The organism is Blastomonas natatoria, assembly GCF_003201955.1.
Taxonomy (GTDB): domain Bacteria; phylum Pseudomonadota; class Alphaproteobacteria; order Sphingomonadales; family Sphingomonadaceae; genus Blastomonas; species Blastomonas natatoria.
Genome location: NZ_QJJM01000009.1, coordinates 165,835 through 188,946 on the forward strand (window position 1 = coordinate 165,835; position 23,112 = coordinate 188,946).

Genomic DNA, 23,112 nt, shown 5'->3' on the forward strand with positions numbered 1-23,112 from the left:
TCGTCAAAAGATGACATTCCGGATCGATGCCCACCTGGCGCGACAGCTTTCGGAGCGTGCGCGATCCAGGCGGGTGTCGCAAACCGAAGTCTTGGAAGCCGCGCTCGCTTCAATGCTCACGCCTGACCATGAGGAGCGGGTCGAGGCTGTTCTGACCAAACGGCTCGACCGGTTATCAAGGCAACTTGAGCGCCTTGAATGGCATGTCGAGCTGTCGAATGAAGCATTCGCGATCTTCGTGCGGTTCTGGCTGACCAGCAATGCGCCGCTGCCCGACGAGGCTATGCGCGCGGCACAGGCGACGGGCAAGAAGCGGTATCAAGCCTTTGTGGAGTCATTGGCAAAGAGGATGGAGGCAGGGCCGAAGTTGCGGGATGAGGTTGAAGGTTAAGGAAGGGCTCAGCGAAGCTTCCTGGGCTTTCCGGCGGTTTCATTTGGGTCATGCAATCACCCATTGCGTGTTGCCATCAAATGCCGTTTCCGCAGTTCCGAAAAATGTTGGTAAGATGGTCTGGATCTGGGACTTTCTTGCCGTTCAAAAGCGCCGGGCGGAACGTCAGCTCTATGTTTAGAGCAGACATTCGGCGTTCGCCTGAGTGGTATCGAACCGCGACAGAAGTGGCGCCGGATCCGGTTTTGCAGCTTTCGGGTAACCCGATGCGGAAAGCCGACCTTCGATCAGTCGTCAACTGAAGCTGATAGGCCACATACTCGTCATGCAAACTTCGGCCAGCGGCGCCCGAAGCAGATATCTGTTGATCGTGCTCGATGGCGCCTCCGCCGGGAGCGGCGATAACGCCGAACTGCGGAAAGTGGGACGACCCCAATCGGGTGGATAGTGGATTCTTAAATGCAGCACTTCCGCACTGCCCTGTGCGATAAAAGATGCTAGGCTGCCGGGCCATGGGAATGATGTGGTTTGGGGGCGGATGACGTACTGGAATGGCAAGGCAGCCGATGCTGCACATCTTCGCCTGTTCGTGTCTGACGACGGCTGGCGGCTGTTCAAGGACAAGATGAGTGCCGACGGCGAGCGCATCGAGGAAGCGGGGACTCAGCGCGCCGTCGAAAGCGCCCTGCTCAATGTCCTGAATGCGACCAATGTCGTCGTGCTGACCGGCACCGGTTCGTCGTTCGCGGCGACCAACGACGCGGCCAAGCTCTCGCCGGCGGGCATGTGGGACGTCTGGGTAGCGGTGCAGACAAAGGTCGGCGCACCGGCGTTCCAGGCGGTGTGTGATACCTTTGCCAGCGCGAAGATCGACGACAATATCGAGCGGCTGCTGACACTGTGCAAACTTTATCTGGAGCTGCACGAGACCGCGGTGACCGATCCGACCTACATCCGGATCCATGATTTCGTGGAAGCGGCCGAACAGGCGATCCTTGCCCGCGTCGACTTTGTCGATCGCACCACCAACCTCGATGCCCATGCGGGATTGATCCAGAAAATCGGGCGCCGCGGCGTGCGTAAGGCACGGTCGAAGCTGTTCACGACCAACTATGACCTGTGCTTCGAGGAAGCGGCGCGGCGGCACCGGTTCACGATCATCGACGGTTTCTCGCACGGTCTCGATCAGGTCTATGACCGCAGCCATTTCGAATTCGACATCGTGCGCCGCTCGGGCCAGCGCGACGCGCCCGATTACATCGAGAATGTCTTCCACCTCTACAAGCTACACGGCTCGCTCGATTGGCGCCGGCAGGCCGCCGACATCTACCGGTCGCGGGGTCCGGAAGGAAAGCCGGTGCTGATCTATCCGCGCTCGAGCAAATATCAGGAGAGCTTCGAGGCGCCCTATCTCGACATGATCGGAGCGTTCCAAGCGGCGCTGCGCGAGCCCGACACGGCGCTGCTGATTTCGGGGTTCGGCTTTAATGACGACCATATCAGCCGGCCGATCCTTTCGGCGGTCGAGGCCAATATGTCGCTGCGACTGGTCATCTGCGATCCGGCATTCGTGCCGCCGGCCGAGCTCGATGCCGCACCGCAGACGATGCCCGCCGTCGCCGATCCCGGGAACCCGTTCCTTGCTGCGTTCAAGCGCATGGTGGCGGGCGGCGATGCGCGTATCCATCTCATGAACGGCCGGTTTCAGGATCTAGTTTCCGCTCTTCCCGACCTGGTCGGCGAAACCGACCGCGAGCGGCACATGCAGCGTGTCAGAACGCTCCGGGACCTGGGGGCGCCGACGACGTGACCCGCATCAACCCGATCAATCCAGAACGCTATATCGGCACGATCACCCAAGCTACCGCGTCCTATGTTCATGTGAATCTGCCCAATGCGGCGGCGGTGCCTGAGCGGCGCGGGCTGTCGCTCGGCGCGGTCGGCGACTTCGTGTTCGTCGATTGCGAGCGGTTTCAGATTCTCGGCCGGATCGTCGAGACCAAGATTCCCGATGCCGAGCGGCTGACGGTCGAACCGTCGCTCGGCAAATCCGCGGTCACCAATCCGATCGGCAAGATCCAGCTGCTGGCGGCGGTCGAGCAGCGCTCGAACAAGCTCCGGCGCGGCCTGCCCGATTTTCCGCGTATTGGCGACGGCGTCTATCTTGCCGAACCGAGTCAGCTGACGACGCTGATCCGCAATGCGGTGGCCAATGAGGACGAGCTGACGCTCAGCATCGGGCGGATCGATGCCGCGGACGGCGTCGATGTCTGCCTGCCGCCCGAGAAGATCTTCGGCCGGCATTGCGGGGTGTTCGGCGCGACTGGCGGCGGCAAAAGCTGGACCGTCGCCACGCTGGTCCAGCAGTTGAAGAAGGCTGGCGGCCGGGCGATCGTGCTCGATCCGACCGGCGAATTCGCCGACATGGGCAATGTCGACGAAGTCTTCGTGTTCGACGCACCCGCAGGGGCGGCAAGGCGCGTCCATTTCCCCTATCGCCAAATCACCGAGGACGATCTGTTCTCGCTGTTCAGGCCGTCTGGCCAGAGTCAGGGTCCAAGGCTCAGGGAAGCAATCAAAAGCCTCAAGCTGGTCGCGGCCAGCGCTGCCGCGCCGCCAGCGGGAGTGTTCGTCAATAACGGCCTGATCGAAAAGGCCGGACGACCGCGCGCACCTTATTTCAACGCGCTGCACGCGCATGCCGCGCAGCTACACGATCCGGCGTGCGACTTCGACATTGCCAACCTTGCCGAGCAGGTGAAGAACGAATGCGTCTGGGCGAGCGGCCAAGGCAATGCTGCGGCGTTTGGCAACACCGACCAGAATTCGCTCGGCTATTGTGAATCGCTGATTGCGCGGATCAACACGCTGCTCGGCTCACGCGAGCTCGAATGCATCTTCAAGACCAACGGCACGTCTTTAGTGACCGAGCTGCGCGCGTTTCTGGCCGACGATAGCCGCGACATCGCGGTCATCTCGTTCAAGGATGTGCGGTTCGAGCACAATACCCGCGAAATCCTGCTTAACGTCATCGGCCGGTTCCTGCTGGCCGAAGCCAGAGCTGGCGCATTCCGCACGTCGCCACTGGTTGTATTCCTTGACGAGGCGCATCAGTTCCTCGGACGCTCGGTCGGCGATGAGCACAGCACAGTAAAGCTCGATTCCTTTGGGCTGATCGCCAAGGAAGGCCGCAAATACGGCCTGACCTGCGTCCTTGCCACGCAGCGGCCGAGGGACATCCCGCAGGACGTGATGAGCCAGCTCGGCACGTTGTTCGTGCACCGGCTCACCAACGATCAGGACCGCGAAACGGTCGAGCGCGCCTGCGGCGACCTCGATCGCGGTGCCGCGCAGTTCGTGCCGATGCTGGCGCCCGGCGAAGCGGTAGTGATCGGCCCCGATATCCCCGCCCCCGTGCCGCTGTTCATCCACCCGCCCGAATATCCACCGGATTCGAAGGGACCGGAGTTCCAGAGCTTTTGGCGCGGGCGCAGAGAGCGTGCGGCGGCGGCACTTCCCGTCCCACCGGTTCCAGTTCCGCCGATCCCGGCCCCACCGAACCCAATATCGCCGCCGCCGACCCAAGCTGCCGTTATTCCTTCTCCGCCGCCGATTCAGCCGACAAACCCGCAATTTGCGGACGATCTCGACGACGAGGTGCCATTCTGAAAATTTGGCGCGGGACTATAGTACTGCCATCATAGCCTGGATGCGCGGGCATAGTCGGGCCCCGAGGGACCGATCAGTCTCGGTGGACGTGTTCCTCCTCATCTCCGGACTGGCTGAGCCTATAATTGAGGAGTGCAAGACTTGAGCGATAGCGATTGCCAGCTTCGGGATCCGTCGAAACGACAACAAGGTCGGTCAGGTCCTTCGCCTCTGCCTTTGTGAAGATCATTGCCAACGCGTCGTCGGCGGAGATCGCCCTCGGTGCGCAGGTCGGATTAGTCGCCGCTTGAAGCAGGTAGGTCGCGAAGTCGAGACTATGTTCCAGCACGTTGGTCTTCGTAGCGGTGGGCACTTTTTCTACCGGCTTTACGAGCGGGGGTAGCGGCGTAGCTTCATTCCCGCCATTATCGTAAAAGATATAAGCTGAAGCGCAGACGTTACTGGCGAGGAGGTCGCGCTGCGGACCCCTTGTCGGATTGGTCTGTGAAACGTTTGCGATCGGTCTTTGGTAGCGCTTGGCTTGAAAGATCAGCGGAACGATCCGGCGCTCGTCTGGCCCCTTCTTGGCTCCCGGCTGGACCGTCCTACCGTCAAAGTCGAGTATAATGCCAAAATCACCACCATTCGTCTGCTCGCCGCCGCCAACTTCCAGATCGATTTCGCTGATCGCAAGGGTTGCGCCGGTGCGTGCGATGAGCGGAGCAAGCGCTGCGGACCAGATTTTTCCTTGGGTGGATAAGGCTTCAAGGAGGTGCCCAGTCAAGCGCCCCTCTAGCTTGTTGGAAGTGCAGCGTTCGAGCTGAAACCCGGTCTGCGCGTCAAGCGCCGAGAAGAAGAGCCACCAGTCAGCGAGGTCGCGATAGCTGGGCGGATGGATAAGCACGCGGTCGAGCACCAGCTTCCAATCGTCCAAGTTGGCCAGATTCTCCTTCAGCAGGAGAATCATCGCAGCGTTCCCGGCATCAGCAAGCCAGGCACCAGTGCCGCGGAGGGCATCGCTTTTGCGCTTTCCTACCCCAAGCATGGCAGCATCGAATTCATTCATGCCCCGAATTATCTGCTTATCCTTAAGCAAAGACTGGGCGCGCTCTACCGCGGCCATGATCTCCACGAGATCCATCCCGAATGTTCCAAGGAAGGAATGTTCTTCTTTGACCATCGACAAGCCCCTAATCACGATAAATTTGTCTCAAACGCCTAAATTGGCGCCGGGTCGTATATCATGATTCGCGTCTGCAAATTGTCACCGGAACGCCGGCGCGGGCGTCGATCGAAAGGTTCGAAGGAGGTCAGAACGGCATATGAAGGCGCAGTAAGCTGACATTTGCCCCACCGTATCGGAACGGCGTATGTTGGGTCGGCAACGGCTATCTTCATGAAGTGATCGGGAATAGCGGCATTCTCGTGCCGACTGCCGAGAGTCCGATATTCAGCACCGGCCTACCTCATGAGGAAAAAATTTGCACTCTTTGCAGAACTCGAAGGTACGCAAACTACGCTTGTCCCTGTTTTTCTGCGCCCTGCTACTACGACGCTAAATCCTTGTTGAATATCCACCTTTTCTGCGTCTCTTAATCGTCCCCGTCGAGCAGGACGATCTTGTCCTGCTCCCGAAGCGGGGTATCCGATGGGCGTTGAGCCGCTCCGAATTGAAGCACGATCACGCGGAGCACGCATGCTGCGCACGGCAATGGGCGCGTCGATCGCGACCTGGCTTGCCGACCCGCAGGTCATCGAGATCATGCTCAATCCTGATGGGCGGCTCTGGGTCGATCGGTTGGGCTTGGGGCTGTCCGATACCGGGGTGCAGCTCACCGCAGCCGATGGTGAGCGCATCATCCGGCTCGTGGCCCATCATGTCGGTGCCGAAGTTCACGGCGATGCGCCCCGCGTGTCTGCGGAGCTGCCGGAAAGCGGGGAAAGGTTCGAAGGACTGCTGCCACCGGTGGTGGCTGCTCCCACATTTGCCATTCGCAAGCCTGCTGTGGCGGTGTTTCTGCTGGAAGATTATGTCAATGCCGAGATCATGTCCGGACCCGAAGCAGACCTGCTTCGGTCCGGCGTGGCAGATCGGCTGAACATCCTGGTCGCCGGAGGCACTGGCACCGGCAAGACGACGCTGACCAACGCGCTGCTCGCAGAGGTCGCCAAGACCACCGATAGGGTCGTGCTGATCGAAGACACCCGCGAGCTGCAATGCTGCGCGCCCAATCTTGTCGCGATGCGGACCAAAGAGGGCGTAGCCTCCCTCTCCGACCTCGTGCGCTCCAGCCTTCGGCTTCGTCCTGACCGGATCCCGATTGGCGAAGTGCGGGGCGCAGAGGCGCTCGATCTCCTCAAAGCCTGGGGCACTGGTCACCCCGGCGGCATCGGAACAATCCATGCCGGAAGCGCGATCGGAGCGCTGCGGCGCATGGAGCAGCTCATTCAGGAGGCAGTTGTCACTGTCCCGCGCGCGCTGATTGCCGAGACCATCAACCTTGTCGCCGTGCTTGTCCGTGATGGCACCGGACGGCGGCTCGCCGAACTGGCCCGCATCGACGGACTTGACCCTGTCACCGGCGACTATCGCTTTATCGCCGCCACCCACACCCAAGGAGACACCCCATGACCCAAGCCCTTCGGCGCGGCGCTGATCGCGCTGCCCTTGCCGCTACCAGCGCCTTCGTCCTGCTCGCGACCGCCACTCCGGCACGTGCCGGCGGATCATCAATGCCGTGGGAAGCGCCGCTCCAGTCCATCCTCGAGAGCATCGAGGGGCCGGTCGCCAAGATCGTTGCGGTGATCATCATCATCATTACTGGCCTCAGCCTCGCCTTCGGCGATACGTCGGGCGGCTCTCGCCGACTGATCCAGATCGTCTTTGGCCTGTCGATTGCTTTTGCCGCATCGAGCTTCTTTCTGAGCTTCTTCAGCTTCGGCGGCGGAGCGCTGATCTGATGGGCCAAGGTTCAACTGCAGGTCCGGACGACATCGCGGGCTTTTTTGCGCCAGTGCACCGCGCGCTGGCGGAACCTATTCTGCTCGCTGGTGCCCCCCGGGCCTTGACCATTGTCAATGGCACGCTGGCCGGCGCCATTGGCCTCGGCTTGCGGCTGTGGCTCGCCGGCCTTGCCATCTGGGCAATCGGCCATGCGCTATCGGTCTGGGCAGCCCGGCGCGACCCGCAGTTCGTCGATGTCGCGCGCCGCCACCTCAAGTATCCGACCTGGGTGCGGCCATGATGTCGCTCCGGGAATATCGGACCAAATCCGCCAGCCTCGCAGACTTCCTCCCCTGGGTCGCGCTGGTGGGGCGGGGCGTGGTGCTGAACAAGGATGGATCGTTCCAGCGCACGGCGCGCTTCCGCGGACCCGATCTCGACAGTGCCACGCCCGCCGAATTGGTGGCGGTGACCTCGCGCCTCAACAATGCCCTGCGCCGTCTAGGTTCCAGCTGGGCCGTGTTTGTCGAAGCACAACGCGTGCCCGCGCAGGCCTATCCGCAGAGCAGTTTCCCGGATCCCGTCTCGGCGCTGATCGACATGGAAAGGCGCGAACAATTCCGGGAGGAGGGCGCGCATTTCGAGAGCAGCTACTACCTTACGTTCCTCTGGATGCCGCCACCGGAAGATGCAGCCCGTGCCGAAGGATGGCTGTATGAAGGAAAAGCGGCCACAGGCGTCGATCCCAAAGAACTCGTCAAATCCTTCGCCGATCGCACAGACCGCGTCCTGCATCTGGTAGAAGGCTTCATGCCCGAGACGGGCTGGCTCGATGATAGTGCGACGCTAACCTATCTGCACAGCACGGTTTCTACCAAGGCCCAGCGTGTTCGGGTGCCCGAAACGCCAGTCTATCTCGATGCTTTGCTGACCGATGAGCCGCTGACCGGTGGTCTCGAACCCAAACTGGGTAACGCGCATTTGCGCACGCTCACGATAACCGGCTTTCCGACGGCAACCTTTCCAGGACTGCTCGACGAGCTGAACCGGCAAGCCTTCGCTTACCGCTGGTCGACCCGCGCGATCATGCTCGACAAGACTGATGCCACCAAGCTTCTGACCAAAATCCGTCGCCAATGGTTTGCCAAGCGCAAGTCGGTCGCAGCCATCCTGAAGGAGGTGATGACCAACGAGCAATCGGTGCTCATGGACTCAGACGCTTCGAACAAGGCCGCCGATGCTGACATGGCACTGCAGGAGCTCGGCGCCGACCATGCCGGCATTGCTTATGTGACCGCTACTGTCACCGTATGGGACACCGATCCCGCGCTTGCGGCCGAGAAGCTGCGCCTGGTTGAAAAGGTTATACAGGGCCGAGATTTCACCTGCACGATCGAGGGGATGAACGCGATCGAAGCATGGCTCGGGTCACTCCCCGGCCATGTCTACGCCAATGTCCGCCAACCTCCAATTTCAACTCTCAATCTCGCCCACCTGATCCCCCTGTCAGCAGTATGGGCGGGAGCGGAACGGGACGAGCATTTCGGTGACGCCCCCTTGCTTTACGGCAAGACCGAAGGTTCGACCCCGTTCCGCCTTTCTCTTCACGTCGGCGATGTCGGACATACCCTCATTGTCGGACCGACAGGGGCGGGGAAATCCGTGCTCCTGGCGCTTATGGCGCTCCAGTTCCGGCGGTATGCCCGCGCCCAGATCTTCGCCTTCGATTTTGGGGGATCGATCCGGGCCGCAGCGCTAGGAATGGGCGGCGACTGGCAGGATCTCGGCGGGGCACTCAGCGCCGATGACGAGGACAACAATGCCGTTGCCCTGCAACCGCTCGCCCGCATCGACAACCCTGGCGAACGCGCTTGGGCCGCCGAATGGCTGGCCGCCTTGCTCGCCAGCGAAGGTGTAAATGTTGACCCTGCGGCCAAAGAACATCTCTGGTCGGCGCTGACCTCACTTGCGTCGGCCCCTCCCTCAGAACGCACCCTCACGGGTCTTGCCGTATTGCTGCAATCGCAGGAGCTGAAGCAAGCCCTCTCGCCCTATCTTGTAGGCGGTCCCTGGGGTCGGTTGCTCGACGCCGAACAGGAACGGCTCGGGAAAGCATCAGTGCAGGCGTTCGAGACCGAAGGCCTGATTGGTGCATCCTCGGCTGCGGCGGTTCTCGCCTATCTTTTTCACCGGATCGAAGGGCGGCTTGATGGCTCGCCCACCATGATCATCATCGATGAAGGCTGGCTCGTGCTCGACAGCCCGGCGTTTGCTGCACAGCTGCGCGAGTGGCTGAAAACGCTGCGCAAGAAGAACGCCAGCGTCATCTTCGCCACGCAGAGCCTGGCCGACATCGAGACCTCGGCCATTGCTCCAGCCATCATCGAAAGCTGCCCGACGCGCATCTTTCTGCCCAACGAGCGCGCAGCCGAACCGCAGATCGCACGGGTCTATGAGCGGTTCGGCCTCAATGATCGCCAGATCGAGATCCTGAGCCGGGCAACACCGAAGCGTGACTATTACTGCCAGTCGCGGCGCGGCAACCGATTGTTCGAGCTGGGCCTTGGCGAGATCGCACTCGCTTTCAGCGCCGCGTCCTCCAAATCCGACCAGACGCGCATAGCCGAACTCGTTGCCGAGCATTGCAGCGAAGGCTTTGCGGCGGCTTGGCTCCGGCACCGCAGCCTCGAATGGGCGGCCGAGCTGCTTCCTCCCCTGCCGCCCGCATCCCAGGAGAAGGATCCTGATCAATGAAGATGCCCCTCTTTCGCCATACGGCGATTGCCGTCAGCCTTGCCGCCGCGATGGTCAGCACCGCGATCGTAGCTGTCCCGGCCCATGCCCAGTTCGGAGGGATAGTCTATGACCCCTCCAACTATGCCCAGAACGTGATGACGGCCGCCCGGTCGCTTCAGCAGATCAACAACCAAATCCAGCAGATTCAGAATCAGGCCACGAGCCTGATCAACGAAGCGCGCAATCTGACCAGTCTGCCGATCTCGACGATTGAGACGCTGCAGAGCCAAGTCGACCAGACTCGGCAGTTGCTCAACCAGGCGCAGCGGATCGCCTACGATGTGACCGACGTCCAGCAAGTGTTCAACGGACGCTACAAAGGCTCGGCCCTCTCGGCGGGGCAAGCCCAGATGGTCGCCAACGCGAATGCGCGTTGGCAGGACAGCGTCGGTGCATTCGAAGATGCGATGAAGGTGCAGGCCGGGATCGTAGGAAATCTTGGCGCGACCCGCAGCTCAATCACCACTCTGGTTGGTGCCAGCCAATCGGCCACCGGTGCCCTTCAGGCTGCACAGGCCGGTAACCAGCTGCTGGCACTGCAGACACAGCAGCTCGCCGACCTGACCGCAGCCATTGCCGCGCAAGGCCGTGCCCAATCGCTCGAAGCCGCGCGCAATGCTGCCACTGAGGCCGAAGGCCGCGAGCGCTTCCGGCGTTTCCGGACCCGCAATTGAAATGAGCCGGGTGGTCAAACTTGCCGCGGCAGCAGCATTCGGTGGCTTGCTTGCGGCGGTCGCAGTTGTTTCGACGACCCGGCCGACTGCGCCACCATCGGCTCCGATCCTCGTTCCTGACGAGGCACCGCGCCCCAAGGCCTATTCTGCCGAACTCAAGCGCTGCCGGACGATCACCGTGCCGGAAGCCCCCTGCGACGCTGTTTGGGATGCCGAACGCACGCGATTTTTCCACGGAAGGGACCGTCAGCCATGAATGACGCCGGCGTAATCGACCAGTTTCTGGCGGTCTTCACCCAGTACATCGACAGTGGCTTTGGCCTGCTCGGCGGCGAAGTGGCGTTCCTCTCCTCGACCCTGATCGTCATCGATGTGACCATTGCGGCGCTTTTCTGGGCCTGGGGAACGGACGAAGATGTGCTGCAGCGGCTCATCAAGAAGACGCTCTACATCGGCACCTTCGCATTCATTATCGGCAATTTCTCTAGCCTTGCCGGTATCATGCTTCAGAGCTTTGCCGGACTCGGGCTTCAGGCCAGTGGTAGCGGCATGGCCATGGGCGATTTCATGCGCCCGGGCGTCGTTGCTGCCACCGGTCTCGACGCCGGCCAGCCCCTGCTCGATGCGACAGCGGACCTGGTCGGCCCCGTCGGTCTTTTCACCAATTTCGTGCAGATCCTGATCCTTCTGATCGCGTGGCTGATCGTCGTCATCGCGTTCTTCGTGCTGGCGATCCAGGTCTTCGTCACAATCATCGAGTTCAAGTTGGTCACCCTGGCGGGGTTTGTCCTGCTGCCTTTCGCCTTTTTCGGACGCACTGCCTTCATGGCCGAACGCGTGCTCGGCCACATCATTTCCTCCGGGATCAAGGTGCTGGTGCTGGCCGTCATCACCGGCATCGGCACGACATTGTTCGCACAGTTCATCAACGCTGGCCTGGGGGTCGAACCCGACATCCAGCAAGTCATGGCCATCGCCCTTGCCGCATTGACGCTTCTTGGCCTGGGCATCTTCGGACCGAGCATCGCCAATGGGATCGTTGCAGGGGGCCCACAACTCGGTGCAGGAGCTGCTGCCGGAACGGCGATCGCTGCCGGCGCAACTCTCGCTGGCGGCATCGCTGGTGCGAAACTCGCCGCCGGTGCCGCAGGATCAGCCATGGCTGGTGCCGCCAGTGGCGGTGCTCGCGCGGCAGGTGGGGCTTCCGGCGCCTACTCGGCTGGGGCTGCCGGGAAGTCTGGCAGAGCTGCCGTCACCTCTGGCCTCGGCAACGTCGCAAAGTCCGCAGCAGGCGCAGCGACCTCGCCCCTTAGGCGTGCCGCCGACAACCTCAAGGCCAACTATGCTGCGGCAAGGGAAGGCGCGCCGAAAAGCGCCGCCGCAACTTCATCCTCCGATGGCCCACCGGCTTGGGCCACTGCCATGCGGCAGCGGCAGGCGATGAGCCAGGGCGCCTCGATTGCGGCGCACACGCTCAAGGGCGGCGATAGCCACTCCAGCGGTCAAGGCCCCGACATCACTGACAAGAGCTGAATCACTCAAGAGGTCCTTCCCATGTTCCGACGCCCATCCATCCGCTATGGTACCAGTCCCGAACCGATCACTCCGTACCAACGCGCAGCCCAGGTCTGGGATGACCGGATCGGTTCGGCCCGTGTTCAGGCCAGGAACTGGCGCCTCGCCTTTTTTGGCTGTCTCGTTCTCTCGGGTGGGCTCGCAGGAGGTCTGGTCTGGCAATCCGCACGCGGCACAATCACCCCTTGGGTGGTCGAGGTCGACAAATTGGGGCAGGCTCAGGCCATTGCGCCGGCAGATGCCGATTTTCGTCCAACCGATCCGCAAATGGCCTTCCACCTCGCCCGTTTCATTGAGCAGGTGCGCTCCATTCCGGCCGATCCCATTGTGCTGCGGCAGGACTGGCTGAGAGCTTACGACTTCACCACTGATCGGGGCGCACAGGCACTCAATGACTATGCGCGCGGCAACGATCCATTCGCCCAAGTCGGCAAGGTCCAAGTCGCAGTGGATGTCTCAAGCGTCATCCGTGCATCGAACGACAGCTTCCGCGTCGCATGGACCGAGCGGCGCTACCAGGACGGGGCGCTGATCGAAACCTCTCGTTGGTCTGCCATTCTGACCACAGTCGTGCAGCCGCCACGTACCCCGGACGCCCTGCGAAAGAATCCGCTCGGCCTGTTTGTCAACGCCATCAACTGGTCAAAGGAGCTTAGCCAATGATCCCCCATTCGCGCGTGCTGCGCTTTTCGATCCTTCTCTCGGCAATCGCGATCGGCGGCATGCCTGTCCCCGTTTTCGCCAGCGAGGCTCCCGCACGTTCTTTGGCGCAGCCGCCGGTGGCCACACCCGAGCCCACAGACCCGCGCACACGCATCGGGCGTGCGAATGCTGCGGCGCGCGTACAACCGGAGCGGACAAGCTATTTCAATGCGATCCAGCAATATGCCTATGCTGAAGGTGCCCTGTTCCAGATTTACACCTCGCCGGGGCATGTCACCAATATCATGCTCCAGGAAGGGGAGGAGCTGGTTGGGCCGGGGCCGGTCGCGTCGGGCGATACGGTCCGCTGGATCATTGGAGATACGGTGAGCGGCAGCGGCCTCATGCGCCGCGTCCACATTTTGGTGAAGCCGACGCGGGCCGATATCAGCACCAATCTCGTGATCAACACCAATCGCCGCACCTATCACCTGGAGCTGAGCGCCACGACTTCCACCTATATGGCAGCGGTCTCATGGTCCTATCCGCAGGACGCCCTGATTGCTCTGCGCAACGCTGAAGCCGAGACCGAGCGCAGCGCCCCGGTTGCCGCTGGAATCGACTTTTCGTCTCTTAGCTTTGACTATCGCTTGTCAGGAGACCGGCCGGCATGGCGACCGGTACGTGTCTTTGATGATGGGCGGCAGGTCTTCATCGAATTTCCGGCAAGCATCGCCAACGGCGATATGCCTCCTTTGTTCGTAGTTGGTGCAGACGGTTCGGCGGAACTCGTCAATTATCGGGTGCAAGGACGCTACATGGTTGTCGACCGGTTGTTCGATAAGGCCGAGTTGCGCCTCGGTGCTGGCCGCAATGTCCGTCAGGTTCGCATCCAACGCGAAATTCCCCGCAGCAGGGGGCGGGCATGAAAACGCCGTCCCATATTGATCCGCCGTCTGCCGACGACCAGCACGAGGACGAGTCCGACAAGCTGAACGAGGAAGCCCCGGTGGCGCCGTCCAGCCCGGACGGCTTTCGCCTTGGCGGAGAGCCCCCACGCGTAATGCGGCTATCGCGCAAGGCTCTTGCAACGCTTGGCGTGGCTGCCAGCGTCGCTATTGGCAGTTCGTTATTTTACGCTCTTCAGCCCAAGACGCCTGTACCGCCGGAAAACCTCTACGATACCAACAGTCGCAATCGCGCTGATCAGGTAACGGGCGCCCCTGCAAATTATAGCGATGTCCCCAAACTAGGGCCTCCGCTACCGGGTGATCTGGGAAGGCCGATCGTCGCTGCACAACAGGATGGTCAAAATGTCCCGATCCCCCCAATCGGATCGCCGGCCAATGGCACGCCAACGCCGGATCCGAGGCGTGCAGCCGCTGAGCAGACGCGGGAACGAGCCGCGCAGGAACGCGACAGTGCGCGAACGAGTCAGCTTTTCCTCGCTGGCGGCACACGCAATAGTGACAACCGCACGCCTTCAGCTGGTGGTCTGCAGTCGGCAATCTCGAACGACATCTCCGCCGCTTCTCAGGTGCCCCTGCCGACGCCGACCTCTAACCGCCGTGGATTTCTTGAGCAGCGCGGAAGTCGCGTGACGGAAAGCCCGGAACGGATCATGCGTCTCAGCTCTCCCCATGTCGTGCAGGCTGGCAGCATCATTCCCGCAGCGCTGATCACCGGCATTCGTTCAGATCTGCCTGGCCAGATCACGGCGCAGGTGACCCAGAATGTCTATGACAGCCCGACCGGACGCATTCTGCTGATACCGCAGGGATCACGCCTGATCGGCGAGTATGACAGTGGTGTCGCAGCAGGCCAGAACCGTGTGCTGCTGGCATGGGATCGGCTCATTTTTCCGGGTGGTCATTCGATCTTGCTCGACCGCCTGCCGGGCGCGGATGCCGCCGGCATGGCAGGTCTTGAAGACCGCACCGATTATCACTGGGGCAACATGCTGAAGACCGCTCTGATTTCCACCCTATTGGGAGCGGGGACAGAACTCGTCGCCAGCGACGATAGCGACCTCGTCCGCGCGTTGCGTTTCGGGACCCAAGATACGGTCAACCAAACCGGACGGCAGGTGGTGCAACGCCAGCTCAACGTACCGCCGACCCTGACTGTACGACCAGGGTTCACCTTGAGGATTGTGGTCACACGCGATCTGGTCCTTGAACCATTCTAACAAGGAGTGCCCCGATGACCCGCCTTAAACTCGCTGATCTCGCAGACGAAAAGCCCGTCCGGCTTACCTTGGAAATATCAGCGCGACTGCATCGGGATCTGACGGCGTACGCGCTTGCGGTGAACGGCGGGGATCCCAAGGGTGCCCCCACAGTCGAGCGGCTCATCCCGCCCATGCTGGAGCGCTTCATCACTACCGACCGAGGTTTCTCGAAGGCTCGAAAGTCGATTCAGACAGGGTAGCGTTCGTTGATGAGGGTGAAAAAGCGCTGCAGAGCGGGATTTTCATTATCGTCGCGCCAGTAGACCGAAAATTCCAGCCGTGCCGTGCCGTTCTGGTCATGGATTTCCCGGAAATTGAGGTCAGGCCAGGTGACCCCTTGCGATGCTTCGGTCACCACAGTGATGAAGCGTCCGACCGATACTATGCTGAGGACGCTTTCAAGACTGGTGTCCTGGGTGATGATGTTTGGACGATAGCCCTGCTCGGTCAGGCGAGCCGCAAGGAGGTTGGCGACGATCGGCCCTATGCCGCCGCTCGGCACAACGAAAACCTCCCGCCGAAGGTCGGTCCAATAGATCCGATCATTTTCGAGCAACCGGTGGCCATCGAGAAGGGTGACCATGAGCCGATCCGACCAAACCCGACGTGAGCGGACGCCACTCTCTTCCATGCCGGTCGGTGCGACCGCGACATCGATTGTTCGTGATTGCAGGGAATGCATAAGCTTTTCGGGCCCTGCCTCCACCCCGTCGAACTGCACGTCCGGGAACCGCGTCAAATAGTCGGCAAAGGTCTGCTTGAGGTTCCCGGCCATCAGCGACGAACTGTACCCCACCGCGAGGCGGCCCTGTTCGCCATAACTGACTGCACGCGCCGTGGTTTGCAGATTGTCGATATCCGTTAGGATGCGCCGTGCCGACTCAATGAACACCCTCCCCATCTCGGTCGGCTCCGCTCCGCGTGTCGAACGGTTGAACAGTTTGATGCCGAGCTGATCTTCGAGCTGTGTTACGCGCTGGCTCAGCGTAGATTGTCGCATATGCAAAGCTGCTGCCGCGCGGGACAAACTGTTCATATCGGCGGTAAGAACCGCATAGCGCAATTGCCGAGCTTCGATCGTCACACAGCCGCTCCCCTGACGTCTATATTTTGACCATTGAGGCGCAAACACGCCCATTTCGCAACACGAATTCTTTGAAATGGTTAGGTTTGGGACGGTCGTCAGTGTTCGTACTTGTCGGCTCTGCGTAGTTAAGGACACAGGATTTCAACAATGGCGGACGCTCTCTGGAGCGAATCTTTAACGGCTCCACGCTATCCGACGACAATGTCCATTGAACCACGCGCCCCGCGCATTGCTGTACTGATTGACGCAGACAACGCCTCATCTCGAATCGCTACTCGCCTCTTCGAGGAAATCGCAAAAATCGGGGAGGCCAGCGTTCGCAGGATCTATGGGGACTTTTCCGGAACCCGCCTCAAGTCGTGGGCCGACGTGCTCTCAACACACGCAATCCGGGCGCAGCAGAACTTTGCATACACGACGGGAAAAAACGCCTCCGACATAGCGCTGGTGATCGACGCCATGGACCTTTTGCATACCGGGCGTTTCGATGCATTCTGCCTGGTTTCGTCAGACAGTGATTTCACCGGGCTTGCGGCCCGCATCCGCGAGCAAGGCATCGACGTCTATGGCTTTGGCGAGCAGAAAACCCCCGAGAGCTTCCGCCAGGCCTGCCGACGCTTCATCTACACGGAAAATCTTCTGCCTGAGGCGCCGACCTCGGAAGAGCCCGAACGCGCCGACCTGCGTCCCGCGGCAGCCAAACAAGCCCCAAGCACGGCCGCCCCGCTTATTCGCAAGGCCATCGCGCAGCTGGACGATGACGGTGGCTGGGTTCCCTTGGGCCGAGTGGGTCAGCGTCTCGCTGAACTTGCCTCGGATTTCGATCCGCGCACCTATGGTCAAGCCAAGCTCAGCGATCTCGTCGACAAGGCGGGCGCTTTCGAGGTCCGGAGAACGGAGTCAGGTCATGTCCAAATCCGGGTTAAAATCGTCAACGCCAAGGGCAAAAAATAGATACCACGGCGAAATACCGTCTCCCATTTCAATTGCGTGGTTTGGGACATCTATCGGGGCTGCCAACTCTACAGGCGAGAAACCCTCGCATTTTATCTGTCCGAAATTTCCACGTACCCAATTAGCTCGGCAGAATAGCTGCCATCGCCAGTGGCTAAGCCCTTGTGTTTGAGTTCACGTTGCAGGGTCGGCTCGACCACATTCGTGAAGAGCCCGAGCCTTTCTTCAGCAGTCAAGAAGGATCTAGCGACCGGTGCGTTCAGGTACAGGGCCGACTGCCTTTCGACAGCAGGCATCCGTGTGCCGTCCGGCTGAACTGCAATTGTCTGGATCGTGGTCCGCCGCTCACCATTCGCGACAGCGGACTCAACAATCCAGAACGACAGAAGGGTCTGGCTGATGTCATCGCTGGATACGGACAGGCCCAGATGTTCTGGCTCCAGCCCCCTCCAGCGGCCCAGCTCTTCCTGAACCAACGGGTGGTCCAAGCCGAGCAATTCGATGCCTTCCTGGCTGGTGGCGACATCGCGATCGAGCGTGAAACGCGCCTTGCGTGACCCATCAGCGGCAATCAGATCGTAGGTTTGATCATCCACCTTTGCGAGCCGTTGGTGTCGGTCGGGAAGAGAGGATGACATGAACTGGACGATCCGCCCCATCCCCGTCGAGACGTCTGAAAATGGCTGATACTCGTCGAGGCTGAATCCATCGAGGTCTTGGAACAGATCAAACACGACCTCCCGTGCCTCTCTGGCATTAGATAGCGCAGCCTCGAGTTCTACGGTGGTTCGTTGCAGGGTGGGGTCAGACAGCGCCTCCTGATAGACGCGGTCGTAGTTCAAGCGTTCGGATAGCTGGCCCAAAATCTGGGCCCGGAGATCCTCAGCGACATTGCCCTGATCGTCAACCTTGCCCAACGTCCGGGCGATCTCGGTGAGCTTGTCATCCAAGAGAAGGAATATCCGCCCCTCAATCGTGTCGGAAAGAACGAGATTATAGACCTGCGCAGTATGTGTCTGGCCGTAGCGATGGATGCGCCCGATCCGCTGCTCCATATCCATCGGATTCCAGGGTAGATCGAAATTAAACAGGATACGGGCAAACTGAAGATTGATCCCTTCACGCCCGGCTGCGGTGCAGACCAGAACACGGGGGCCATCTTTCATCCGGAAGCGGCGCTCAGCCGCGGTCTTGGCGCCATGGTCGCCGCCGCGCAGCACGACAACGCCTTGGCCAGGATACGCTTGCTCGATCTCACGGGCGATCAGATCGACCGTACCGAGATAGGTCGCAAAGATGACGACCTTCTCGCCAGGATTTTGACGCCAAAGCGTTCCCAAACCATCCAGCAGCTTTTGGACCTTGGTCTCGCGTGATGGCGGGAACGATTCGAGCAGGTCCCCGATACGCAGCCGTTCCTCCGGCAGATGAAGATCCACGACCGACGAGGCGATATCTTCGACATGCGACGCAGCAAATTCGCTGCCATAGGGATCCGAGGCCATTTCCAGAGCATCGTCGTCGAGCTTTCTTGCAAGCCGATACTTGAGATCAGCCATCACTCGGTCGACTTCGCTATGCCCCATCGGGTCGCGGCCGAGGTCCCATTCCAGATGGATCAGTTCGCGGGCTTCATCGTACAGTCGCTCGCGACCTTCGATATCGAGCTCGCGGTCGCGGAGAAGGGCTTCCTTGAGTGTCAGCATCAAGAGACGACGCTTCAAGGTCCGGCGGACAGCAGCGAAGCTCGAAGCCGCGATCTTCTGGAAAATCGCCATCAGAAAGCCTAAAGCCCGCCCTTGGTTACCTTTGCGCTTGGCCAGATCGAAACCGTCCTCGAGATACTCCCGCAACTTTTCGTAAAAGTCGCGTTCCTGCTCCTGCATAAGGAAAGACTCGGTGTGTACCCAGCGCCTGGAAAACAGCGGCTGACCGTCTGGCTTGCAGGCGTCCGCCTTCGTCCGGCGGTACATGACCGTATTCAGGCGGTGCCTGTGCTCCACCATCTCCTCGGGTCCGCCAAACAAGGTCGGATTGAGCAGCTGGATCAGCATCCAGAATTGGAAGTGATTGCCCTGATGAGGCGTGGCCGATAGCAGGAGGAGGTCCCGCGTATGCCCCTTAAGAGCCTCCGCCAGCTTGTAGTTTTCGGTTTTCTTGACCTTCCCACCGGTCCTGTAGGCGGTAAGGTGATGGGCCTCGTCAAAGACCACCAGATCCCACCTTGGGGCGTCCAAAAGGCGCTTGATCCGATTTGGTCGCTTAAGCGTATCGATACTCGCAATCAGCAGGTCATGCTTCGCGAATGCGTTGGTCTTTCGATCGGTGATGTCACCTTCTGAACCGAAAACCTCGAAGTCGAGATCGAAGATTTCGTTCAGTTCACGCTGCCAGTTATTCACCAGCCCTGCCGGCACCACCATGAGCGCGCGGTTGAGTTCTCCCCGACTGGCAAGTTCTCTGAGGACCAGCGCCGTCTCGATCGTTTTGCCCAGACCGACCTCGTCAGCGATCAGAAACCTGCGGGGTGAAGCCGTCGCAATCCGGTGTGTAAGGACCACCTGGTGCGGCAAAAGGTCGATGCGGGCCGACGTCAGCGCCGATGCGCTTTCCATCAGCGGTAGGACGTGCGCCTCGTAAGAGAGCCAAGCTTTGCGCGCCCGATCCTCGGTGCCTTCAACCGACCGAAGAATACGCTCGGTGCGGGAGAGCTCGAGCCGTACCGCAGCGACCGGCACGCGGCGTTCGCCGACACTGAAGAAGGCGCGGAGATAGCCGTCACGAGCAGGGTCGAGGACGACGCCTTGGCCAAATTCTGGATGCGTAATCCGTTCGCCGGGCTGCAACTGGGGTGATGAAACCACGCGTCGGCCTCAGGTAATTCGCAGATGGAAGAGGCCTGCGGGCTTGGCGCCTTCACGCAGCAGGATTTCCTGCGGGTACTCGTTGGCTTCACCCCACAGAATACGACCGAAGGCCAATAGGCTATCAGTATGGGGCGCAGCGCAGCGCCATTCGACGGAGTCTGTTGCAGGATGAAATTTAATGCGCCCATGGCCTGAAGGCAGCCAAAAGATCAAAGCGGCCTCACTTTCATAATGTGCCTGGAACGAGAGAATCGCGTCTTTGACTGTTTCGGCTAGCCACGCCTCGGCATCACCAGGGGCCAGCAGGTCAAGGCTACCTTCCAGACCCGCTACGACCAGCGTGTTGTTCTGGTTGCTCGGTAGATCTTCCGGCCAGCTCCTTGCCGACTGTAGGAACTGACGCAGGCTCCAAACCTCGTTGGCCACACAGACCTGATTGCGGGCTTCTTCATCCCAAATCCAGCTGGTGCCACGCCGCTGCCAGACGGTATCGTGAGTATGCTTCATAGATCATACTCCTCAAACAGCGACCCCTGCTGAGGCTTGGTCGCCTGGGACGCGGCCCAGGAATTATAGATCGTCACCGCTCGTGATGCCGCATTACGGTTGGCTTGGTCCGGACCGTTCCGTTGCAGCCATTCCAACAGAGGTTTCAGCGCCACGTGGGGTTTGAAGTTTTCGTTTTTCAATGTGTCAGACGCGTTGATGCCGCTGCCATCGAAGCAGGAGCCGATCAGTACCAGAGCTTGATCCAAGTCTGATGTTAGGCGACGCTTGTGCTTACCAGACCAGTCACGGGCAAAGTCGAGTGGGTTGACGCGGGTGAAAACCTTGCTCTTTTCCGAGCACCAACCACGCTGTTCGAATTCGTCAGGGGTCGTGATCGAGCCTTTGAGGAATTTCTGGAGCTGATCACGTTTCATCTCGGTAGCGGTGCCGAACGTGCGTAGGAACTGGCGCGTGATCGGCTCCGCGTTGACCGGGGGCGGCTCTTTGCCCTTGTCGGCGTCCTCATCAATGAGCTGGTTGATCCCGACCAGCGCATCCTTGACGGAGATCGGTCTGCCTTCATCCACATAGACTTTGCCATAGTGACGAGAGAAATACTCCAGCGCCTTACCGCGTCGGATCACTTGGATGTCGGCGGCTGGCAGCCCCTCCTTGGCATGATTTTCCAGCATTGCCTGCAGTTGGCGCACGTCGGCCATTACCTCGCGCCGCATGCGCCCCCAGCTGACTGGTGTCGGCTCCTCCGTGCGTTTACGGCAAACGTGGATAATGTCGTACTCAATGGTCTTTGATCCGAACTCTCCGTCGCCTTTTGTCTCGTCAGAACGGATCGGATAGGTCGCCTCGAGATAGTAGCCTGCATCGAAAAGAGACTCGAGCACGGCAACCCATGGTTCGTCTTCACTGTGGTGAAAAGTGAACGCCAAAATCCCGCTCGGTTTCAGGATGCGATGTGCTTCACGCCAGCATTGGGTGAGGAGCCTTTTGTAAAAACCATCGGGGTCTTCTGGTTCACGGGCACGATTGGCCACGGCCTCGAGAGACTTTGGTGTATATTCAGCGCTGTAATAATCTGGGTACTTGTCCTTCAAGACAAGTCGAAGCCAGACATAAAAGAAATCAGAAAGCTCGGAGTAGTGCAACAGCCCGCCGAACGGCGGATCCGTGATGACCAGGTCAAGGCTGCCATCGGACACCTGCGTCAGGTCAGTCGATGAGCCGCAGAATGGTTCGGCTGCGCGGACGGGATCTGATGGATAGACTTTGAAGCTTTTTCCAGAAATCTCGCTAGCAAGGTCAGGATCTCGACGCTTTAGCCCCTCGGCACTAACCGCTTCCCAAGGTTGCAGCGCCCATTCCCGAGCTTCCAGTGCTCCTTCTGTACTTGAGGCCCAATTTCCCCGCCCAAGTGCAGGAAACACGCAATTCTCTACAACAGTCGATTTTGGATGATAATTATTGTTTGAAAACATTGGCTCCGGCGTATCCCGTTGCGGATTCCAAAAGCTGAACAGGCACTGATTTCTTAAATACTGCTGAAAAGCACCCAGAACATATTCCCGAGTCTGCCAGTCATAATCACCAATGGTCGCGATAGATTTTAGCAATTGGCTATGCACAAGCAGCTGCCGTGGATTGAACATCGTCCACCAATGGGTGAATCCATGGTTCGGAACTCCACCCTGCAAATGGTGGGTCATGAAACCATATGGCAGCTCTGACCGCGGCCAGTATGCGGCTAAATCGGTTTCCTTTCGGGCTTCCCATTCTGCCAACGCAGCGTCGTATTGTGCCGCATGGTTCTGATCGAAGGGCGCAAAAAACCGGCCACTATACGGAGCGCCGCTCTTGTCTCGCTTTGGCGCATACCCTTGGACTGCGTAGCCGGCCATTGGCCCAGTCTTGCCCGAAGACTTGATGGTATCGAGAACGTCTTGGACTGTACCGCAGGCGCCACAGGCGTAGTTCGATTTCTTGGGAACCGTTCCGACATCGGGCGCGAATGTGACATTGGTTTCTGGGCACGTCACTTCGTCGGGCAGTTCGCCTCGCACTTCCAATAACCGAATTTTTGACGCGCGCTCCTGATCCCACCTGGTCGATGATGCGACATCGTCTTGCGCTGAACCGCCAAAGGGCTGCCCGTTAGAATCTTGCTTGGAGCTGCCGGCGAGCCATTCTGGGTGCACAAGCAGGGTCAGCTCAACCTTCTTATTTGTGCCTTTGCCAAGATTGATCAGTTGGGTTTCACCACATTCGGGGCATACCACGCCCTTCTTGCGGTCAAGGGTGGAGTGCGGGTACTCCGATGGTGCAACATAGAGTGGCACGTCGGGTGCCATACGCGCTGCATTTTCTTCGACATGGAATTCCGCGCGGCAATTCCGGCAGGTATGCTCCCAGTGTTTCACACTGATCGTTTTAACCGCCATCACGGAGCTGGTCATTATCGGTGTACGATGGCCGCAGCCGGTGACCTGACAAGGGCCATGCTTGGACCAGAAAGTGTAAATCACCTCGGGGCCTTCATAGCGGTATTCAGGCCTCTGCTCCGGCGCTAGCGACAGCGGATCAAATTCGGGCGGCATCACACGCTTTGATGGCAGATGGGTCCAATTTCCCTTCTCGCCATTCGGTCCATCGCAGAAATAATACGGCATTATCTGAGGCTTCACCTCAGCTTCGATGTCGGCCAGCAAATGAACCGCCCCGGGATTGTCGGAGGCTCCAACTCCTGAGAAGGTGGAGCCCTTATGAGCAAGACAACGAACAAGTTTTCACCCGAGGTTCGTGC

Annotated in this window: 20 protein-coding genes; 15 read left to right on the forward strand and 5 right to left on the reverse strand. The window is 60.1% G+C overall.

What is annotated here, in order from left to right:
* The first annotated feature begins 10 nt into the window (after positions 1 to 10).
* From C7451_RS13015 to C7451_RS20410, 3 genes are all read left to right on the forward strand, one after another.
* The gene (locus C7451_RS13015) at positions 11 to 391 is read left to right on the forward strand and encodes a CopG family transcriptional regulator (protein WP_110299429.1); all 381 of its coding nucleotides are present in this window, start codon (positions 11 to 13) and stop codon (positions 389 to 391) included.
* 538 nt (positions 392 to 929) lie between these two features.
* On the forward strand, positions 930 to 2,201 hold the full coding sequence (locus C7451_RS13020) for an SIR2 family protein (RefSeq protein WP_110299394.1): 1,272 nt from the start codon (positions 930 to 932) through the stop codon (positions 2,199 to 2,201).
* On the forward strand, positions 2,198 to 4,060 hold the full coding sequence (locus tag C7451_RS20410; RefSeq protein ID WP_110299395.1) for an ATP-binding protein: 1,863 nt from the start codon (positions 2,198 to 2,200) through the stop codon (positions 4,058 to 4,060). Before C7451_RS13020 ends, C7451_RS20410 begins: the two co-directional genes overlap by 4 nt.
* A 73-nt stretch (positions 4,061 to 4,133) precedes the next feature.
* On the opposite strand, the gene C7451_RS13030 is transcribed toward C7451_RS20410, so the two are convergent.
* The gene (locus C7451_RS13030; protein ID WP_110299396.1) at positions 4,134 to 5,219 is read right to left on the reverse strand and encodes a hypothetical protein; all 1,086 of its coding nucleotides are present in this window, start codon (positions 5,217 to 5,219) and stop codon (positions 4,134 to 4,136) included.
* A gap of 468 nt (positions 5,220 to 5,687) precedes the next feature.
* Between C7451_RS13030 and trbB the strand changes: the two genes are divergently transcribed.
* The 11 genes from trbB to C7451_RS13085 are packed head-to-tail and all read left to right on the forward strand — an operon-like array spanning position 5,688 to position 15,100.
* A complete protein-coding gene (gene trbB, locus C7451_RS13035; RefSeq protein WP_110299397.1) occupies positions 5,688 to 6,671 on the forward strand; it encodes a P-type conjugative transfer ATPase TrbB in 984 nt (327 codons plus the stop codon).
* Positions 6,668 to 7,000: a TrbC/VirB2 family type IV secretion system protein gene (locus C7451_RS13040; RefSeq protein WP_110299398.1), complete on the forward strand. Its 333-nt coding sequence runs from the start codon at positions 6,668 to 6,670 to the stop codon at positions 6,998 to 7,000. Before trbB ends, C7451_RS13040 begins: the two co-directional genes overlap by 4 nt.
* A complete protein-coding gene (locus C7451_RS13045) occupies positions 7,000 to 7,284 on the forward strand; it encodes a VirB3 family type IV secretion system protein (protein ID WP_110299399.1) in 285 nt (94 codons plus the stop codon). Before C7451_RS13040 ends, C7451_RS13045 begins: the two co-directional genes overlap by 1 nt.
* On the forward strand, positions 7,281 to 9,737 hold the full coding sequence (gene trbE / locus C7451_RS13050; RefSeq protein ID WP_110299400.1) for a conjugal transfer protein TrbE: 2,457 nt from the start codon (positions 7,281 to 7,283) through the stop codon (positions 9,735 to 9,737). The genes C7451_RS13045 and trbE overlap by 4 nt, the downstream gene beginning before the upstream one ends.
* On the forward strand, positions 9,734 to 10,453 hold the full coding sequence (gene trbJ, locus C7451_RS13055; RefSeq protein ID WP_110299401.1) for a P-type conjugative transfer protein TrbJ: 720 nt from the start codon (positions 9,734 to 9,736) through the stop codon (positions 10,451 to 10,453). The genes trbE and trbJ overlap by 4 nt, the downstream gene beginning before the upstream one ends.
* 1 nt (position 10,454) lies before the next feature.
* Positions 10,455 to 10,709: a putative entry exclusion protein TrbK-alt gene (trbK-alt, locus tag C7451_RS13060; protein ID WP_110299402.1), complete on the forward strand. Its 255-nt coding sequence runs from the start codon at positions 10,455 to 10,457 to the stop codon at positions 10,707 to 10,709.
* Positions 10,706 to 11,986, forward strand: coding sequence for a P-type conjugative transfer protein TrbL (gene trbL / locus C7451_RS13065; protein ID WP_110299403.1), 1,281 nt, complete (start codon positions 10,706 to 10,708; stop codon positions 11,984 to 11,986). Before trbK-alt ends, trbL begins: the two co-directional genes overlap by 4 nt.
* 21 nt (positions 11,987 to 12,007) lie before the next feature.
* Complete coding sequence (gene trbF / locus C7451_RS13070; protein ID WP_110299404.1) at positions 12,008 to 12,691, forward strand: conjugal transfer protein TrbF; 684 nt, start codon at positions 12,008 to 12,010, stop codon at positions 12,689 to 12,691.
* A complete protein-coding gene (gene trbG / locus C7451_RS13075; protein WP_110299405.1) occupies positions 12,688 to 13,599 on the forward strand; it encodes a P-type conjugative transfer protein TrbG in 912 nt (303 codons plus the stop codon). Before trbF ends, trbG begins: the two co-directional genes overlap by 4 nt.
* Entirely contained in the window at positions 13,596 to 14,858 is a 1,263-nt protein-coding gene (locus C7451_RS13080; protein ID WP_110299406.1) for a TraB/TrbI/VirB10 family type IV secretion system protein, read from the forward strand. Before trbG ends, C7451_RS13080 begins: the two co-directional genes overlap by 4 nt.
* A 14-nt stretch (positions 14,859 to 14,872) precedes the next feature.
* Positions 14,873 to 15,100 carry a DUF2274 domain-containing protein gene (locus tag C7451_RS13085; protein WP_110299407.1) on the forward strand — a complete coding sequence of 76 codons (228 nt, stop codon included), beginning with the start codon at positions 14,873 to 14,875 and terminating at the stop codon, positions 15,098 to 15,100.
* Here the strand turns inward: C7451_RS13085 and C7451_RS13090 are convergent.
* Positions 15,088 to 15,984 carry a LysR family transcriptional regulator gene (locus C7451_RS13090; RefSeq protein WP_110299408.1) on the reverse strand — a complete coding sequence of 299 codons (897 nt, stop codon included), beginning with the start codon at positions 15,982 to 15,984 and terminating at the stop codon, positions 15,088 to 15,090. The genes C7451_RS13085 and C7451_RS13090 overlap by 13 nt on opposite strands.
* A 204-nt stretch (positions 15,985 to 16,188) precedes the next feature.
* Between C7451_RS13090 and C7451_RS13095 the strand changes: the two genes are divergently transcribed.
* Positions 16,189 to 16,941, forward strand: coding sequence for an NYN domain-containing protein (locus tag C7451_RS13095; RefSeq protein WP_110299409.1), 753 nt, complete (start codon positions 16,189 to 16,191; stop codon positions 16,939 to 16,941).
* A gap of 92 nt (positions 16,942 to 17,033) precedes the next feature.
* On the opposite strand, the gene C7451_RS13100 is transcribed toward C7451_RS13095, so the two are convergent.
* From C7451_RS13100 to C7451_RS20280, 3 genes are read right to left on the reverse strand one after another with little or no spacing between them, the layout of a single operon-like run.
* Complete coding sequence (locus C7451_RS13100) at positions 17,034 to 19,805, reverse strand: DEAD/DEAH box helicase (RefSeq protein ID WP_110299410.1); 2,772 nt, start codon at positions 19,803 to 19,805, stop codon at positions 17,034 to 17,036.
* 9 nt (positions 19,806 to 19,814) lie between these two features.
* Positions 19,815 to 20,315: a hypothetical protein gene (locus C7451_RS13105; RefSeq protein ID WP_110299411.1), complete on the reverse strand. Its 501-nt coding sequence runs from the start codon at positions 20,313 to 20,315 to the stop codon at positions 19,815 to 19,817.
* The gene (locus C7451_RS20280; RefSeq protein WP_244181869.1) at positions 20,312 to 23,017 is read right to left on the reverse strand and encodes a hypothetical protein; all 2,706 of its coding nucleotides are present in this window, start codon (positions 23,015 to 23,017) and stop codon (positions 20,312 to 20,314) included. Before C7451_RS20280 ends, C7451_RS13105 begins: the two co-directional genes overlap by 4 nt.
* Between the last annotated feature and the right edge of the window lie 95 nt (positions 23,018 to 23,112).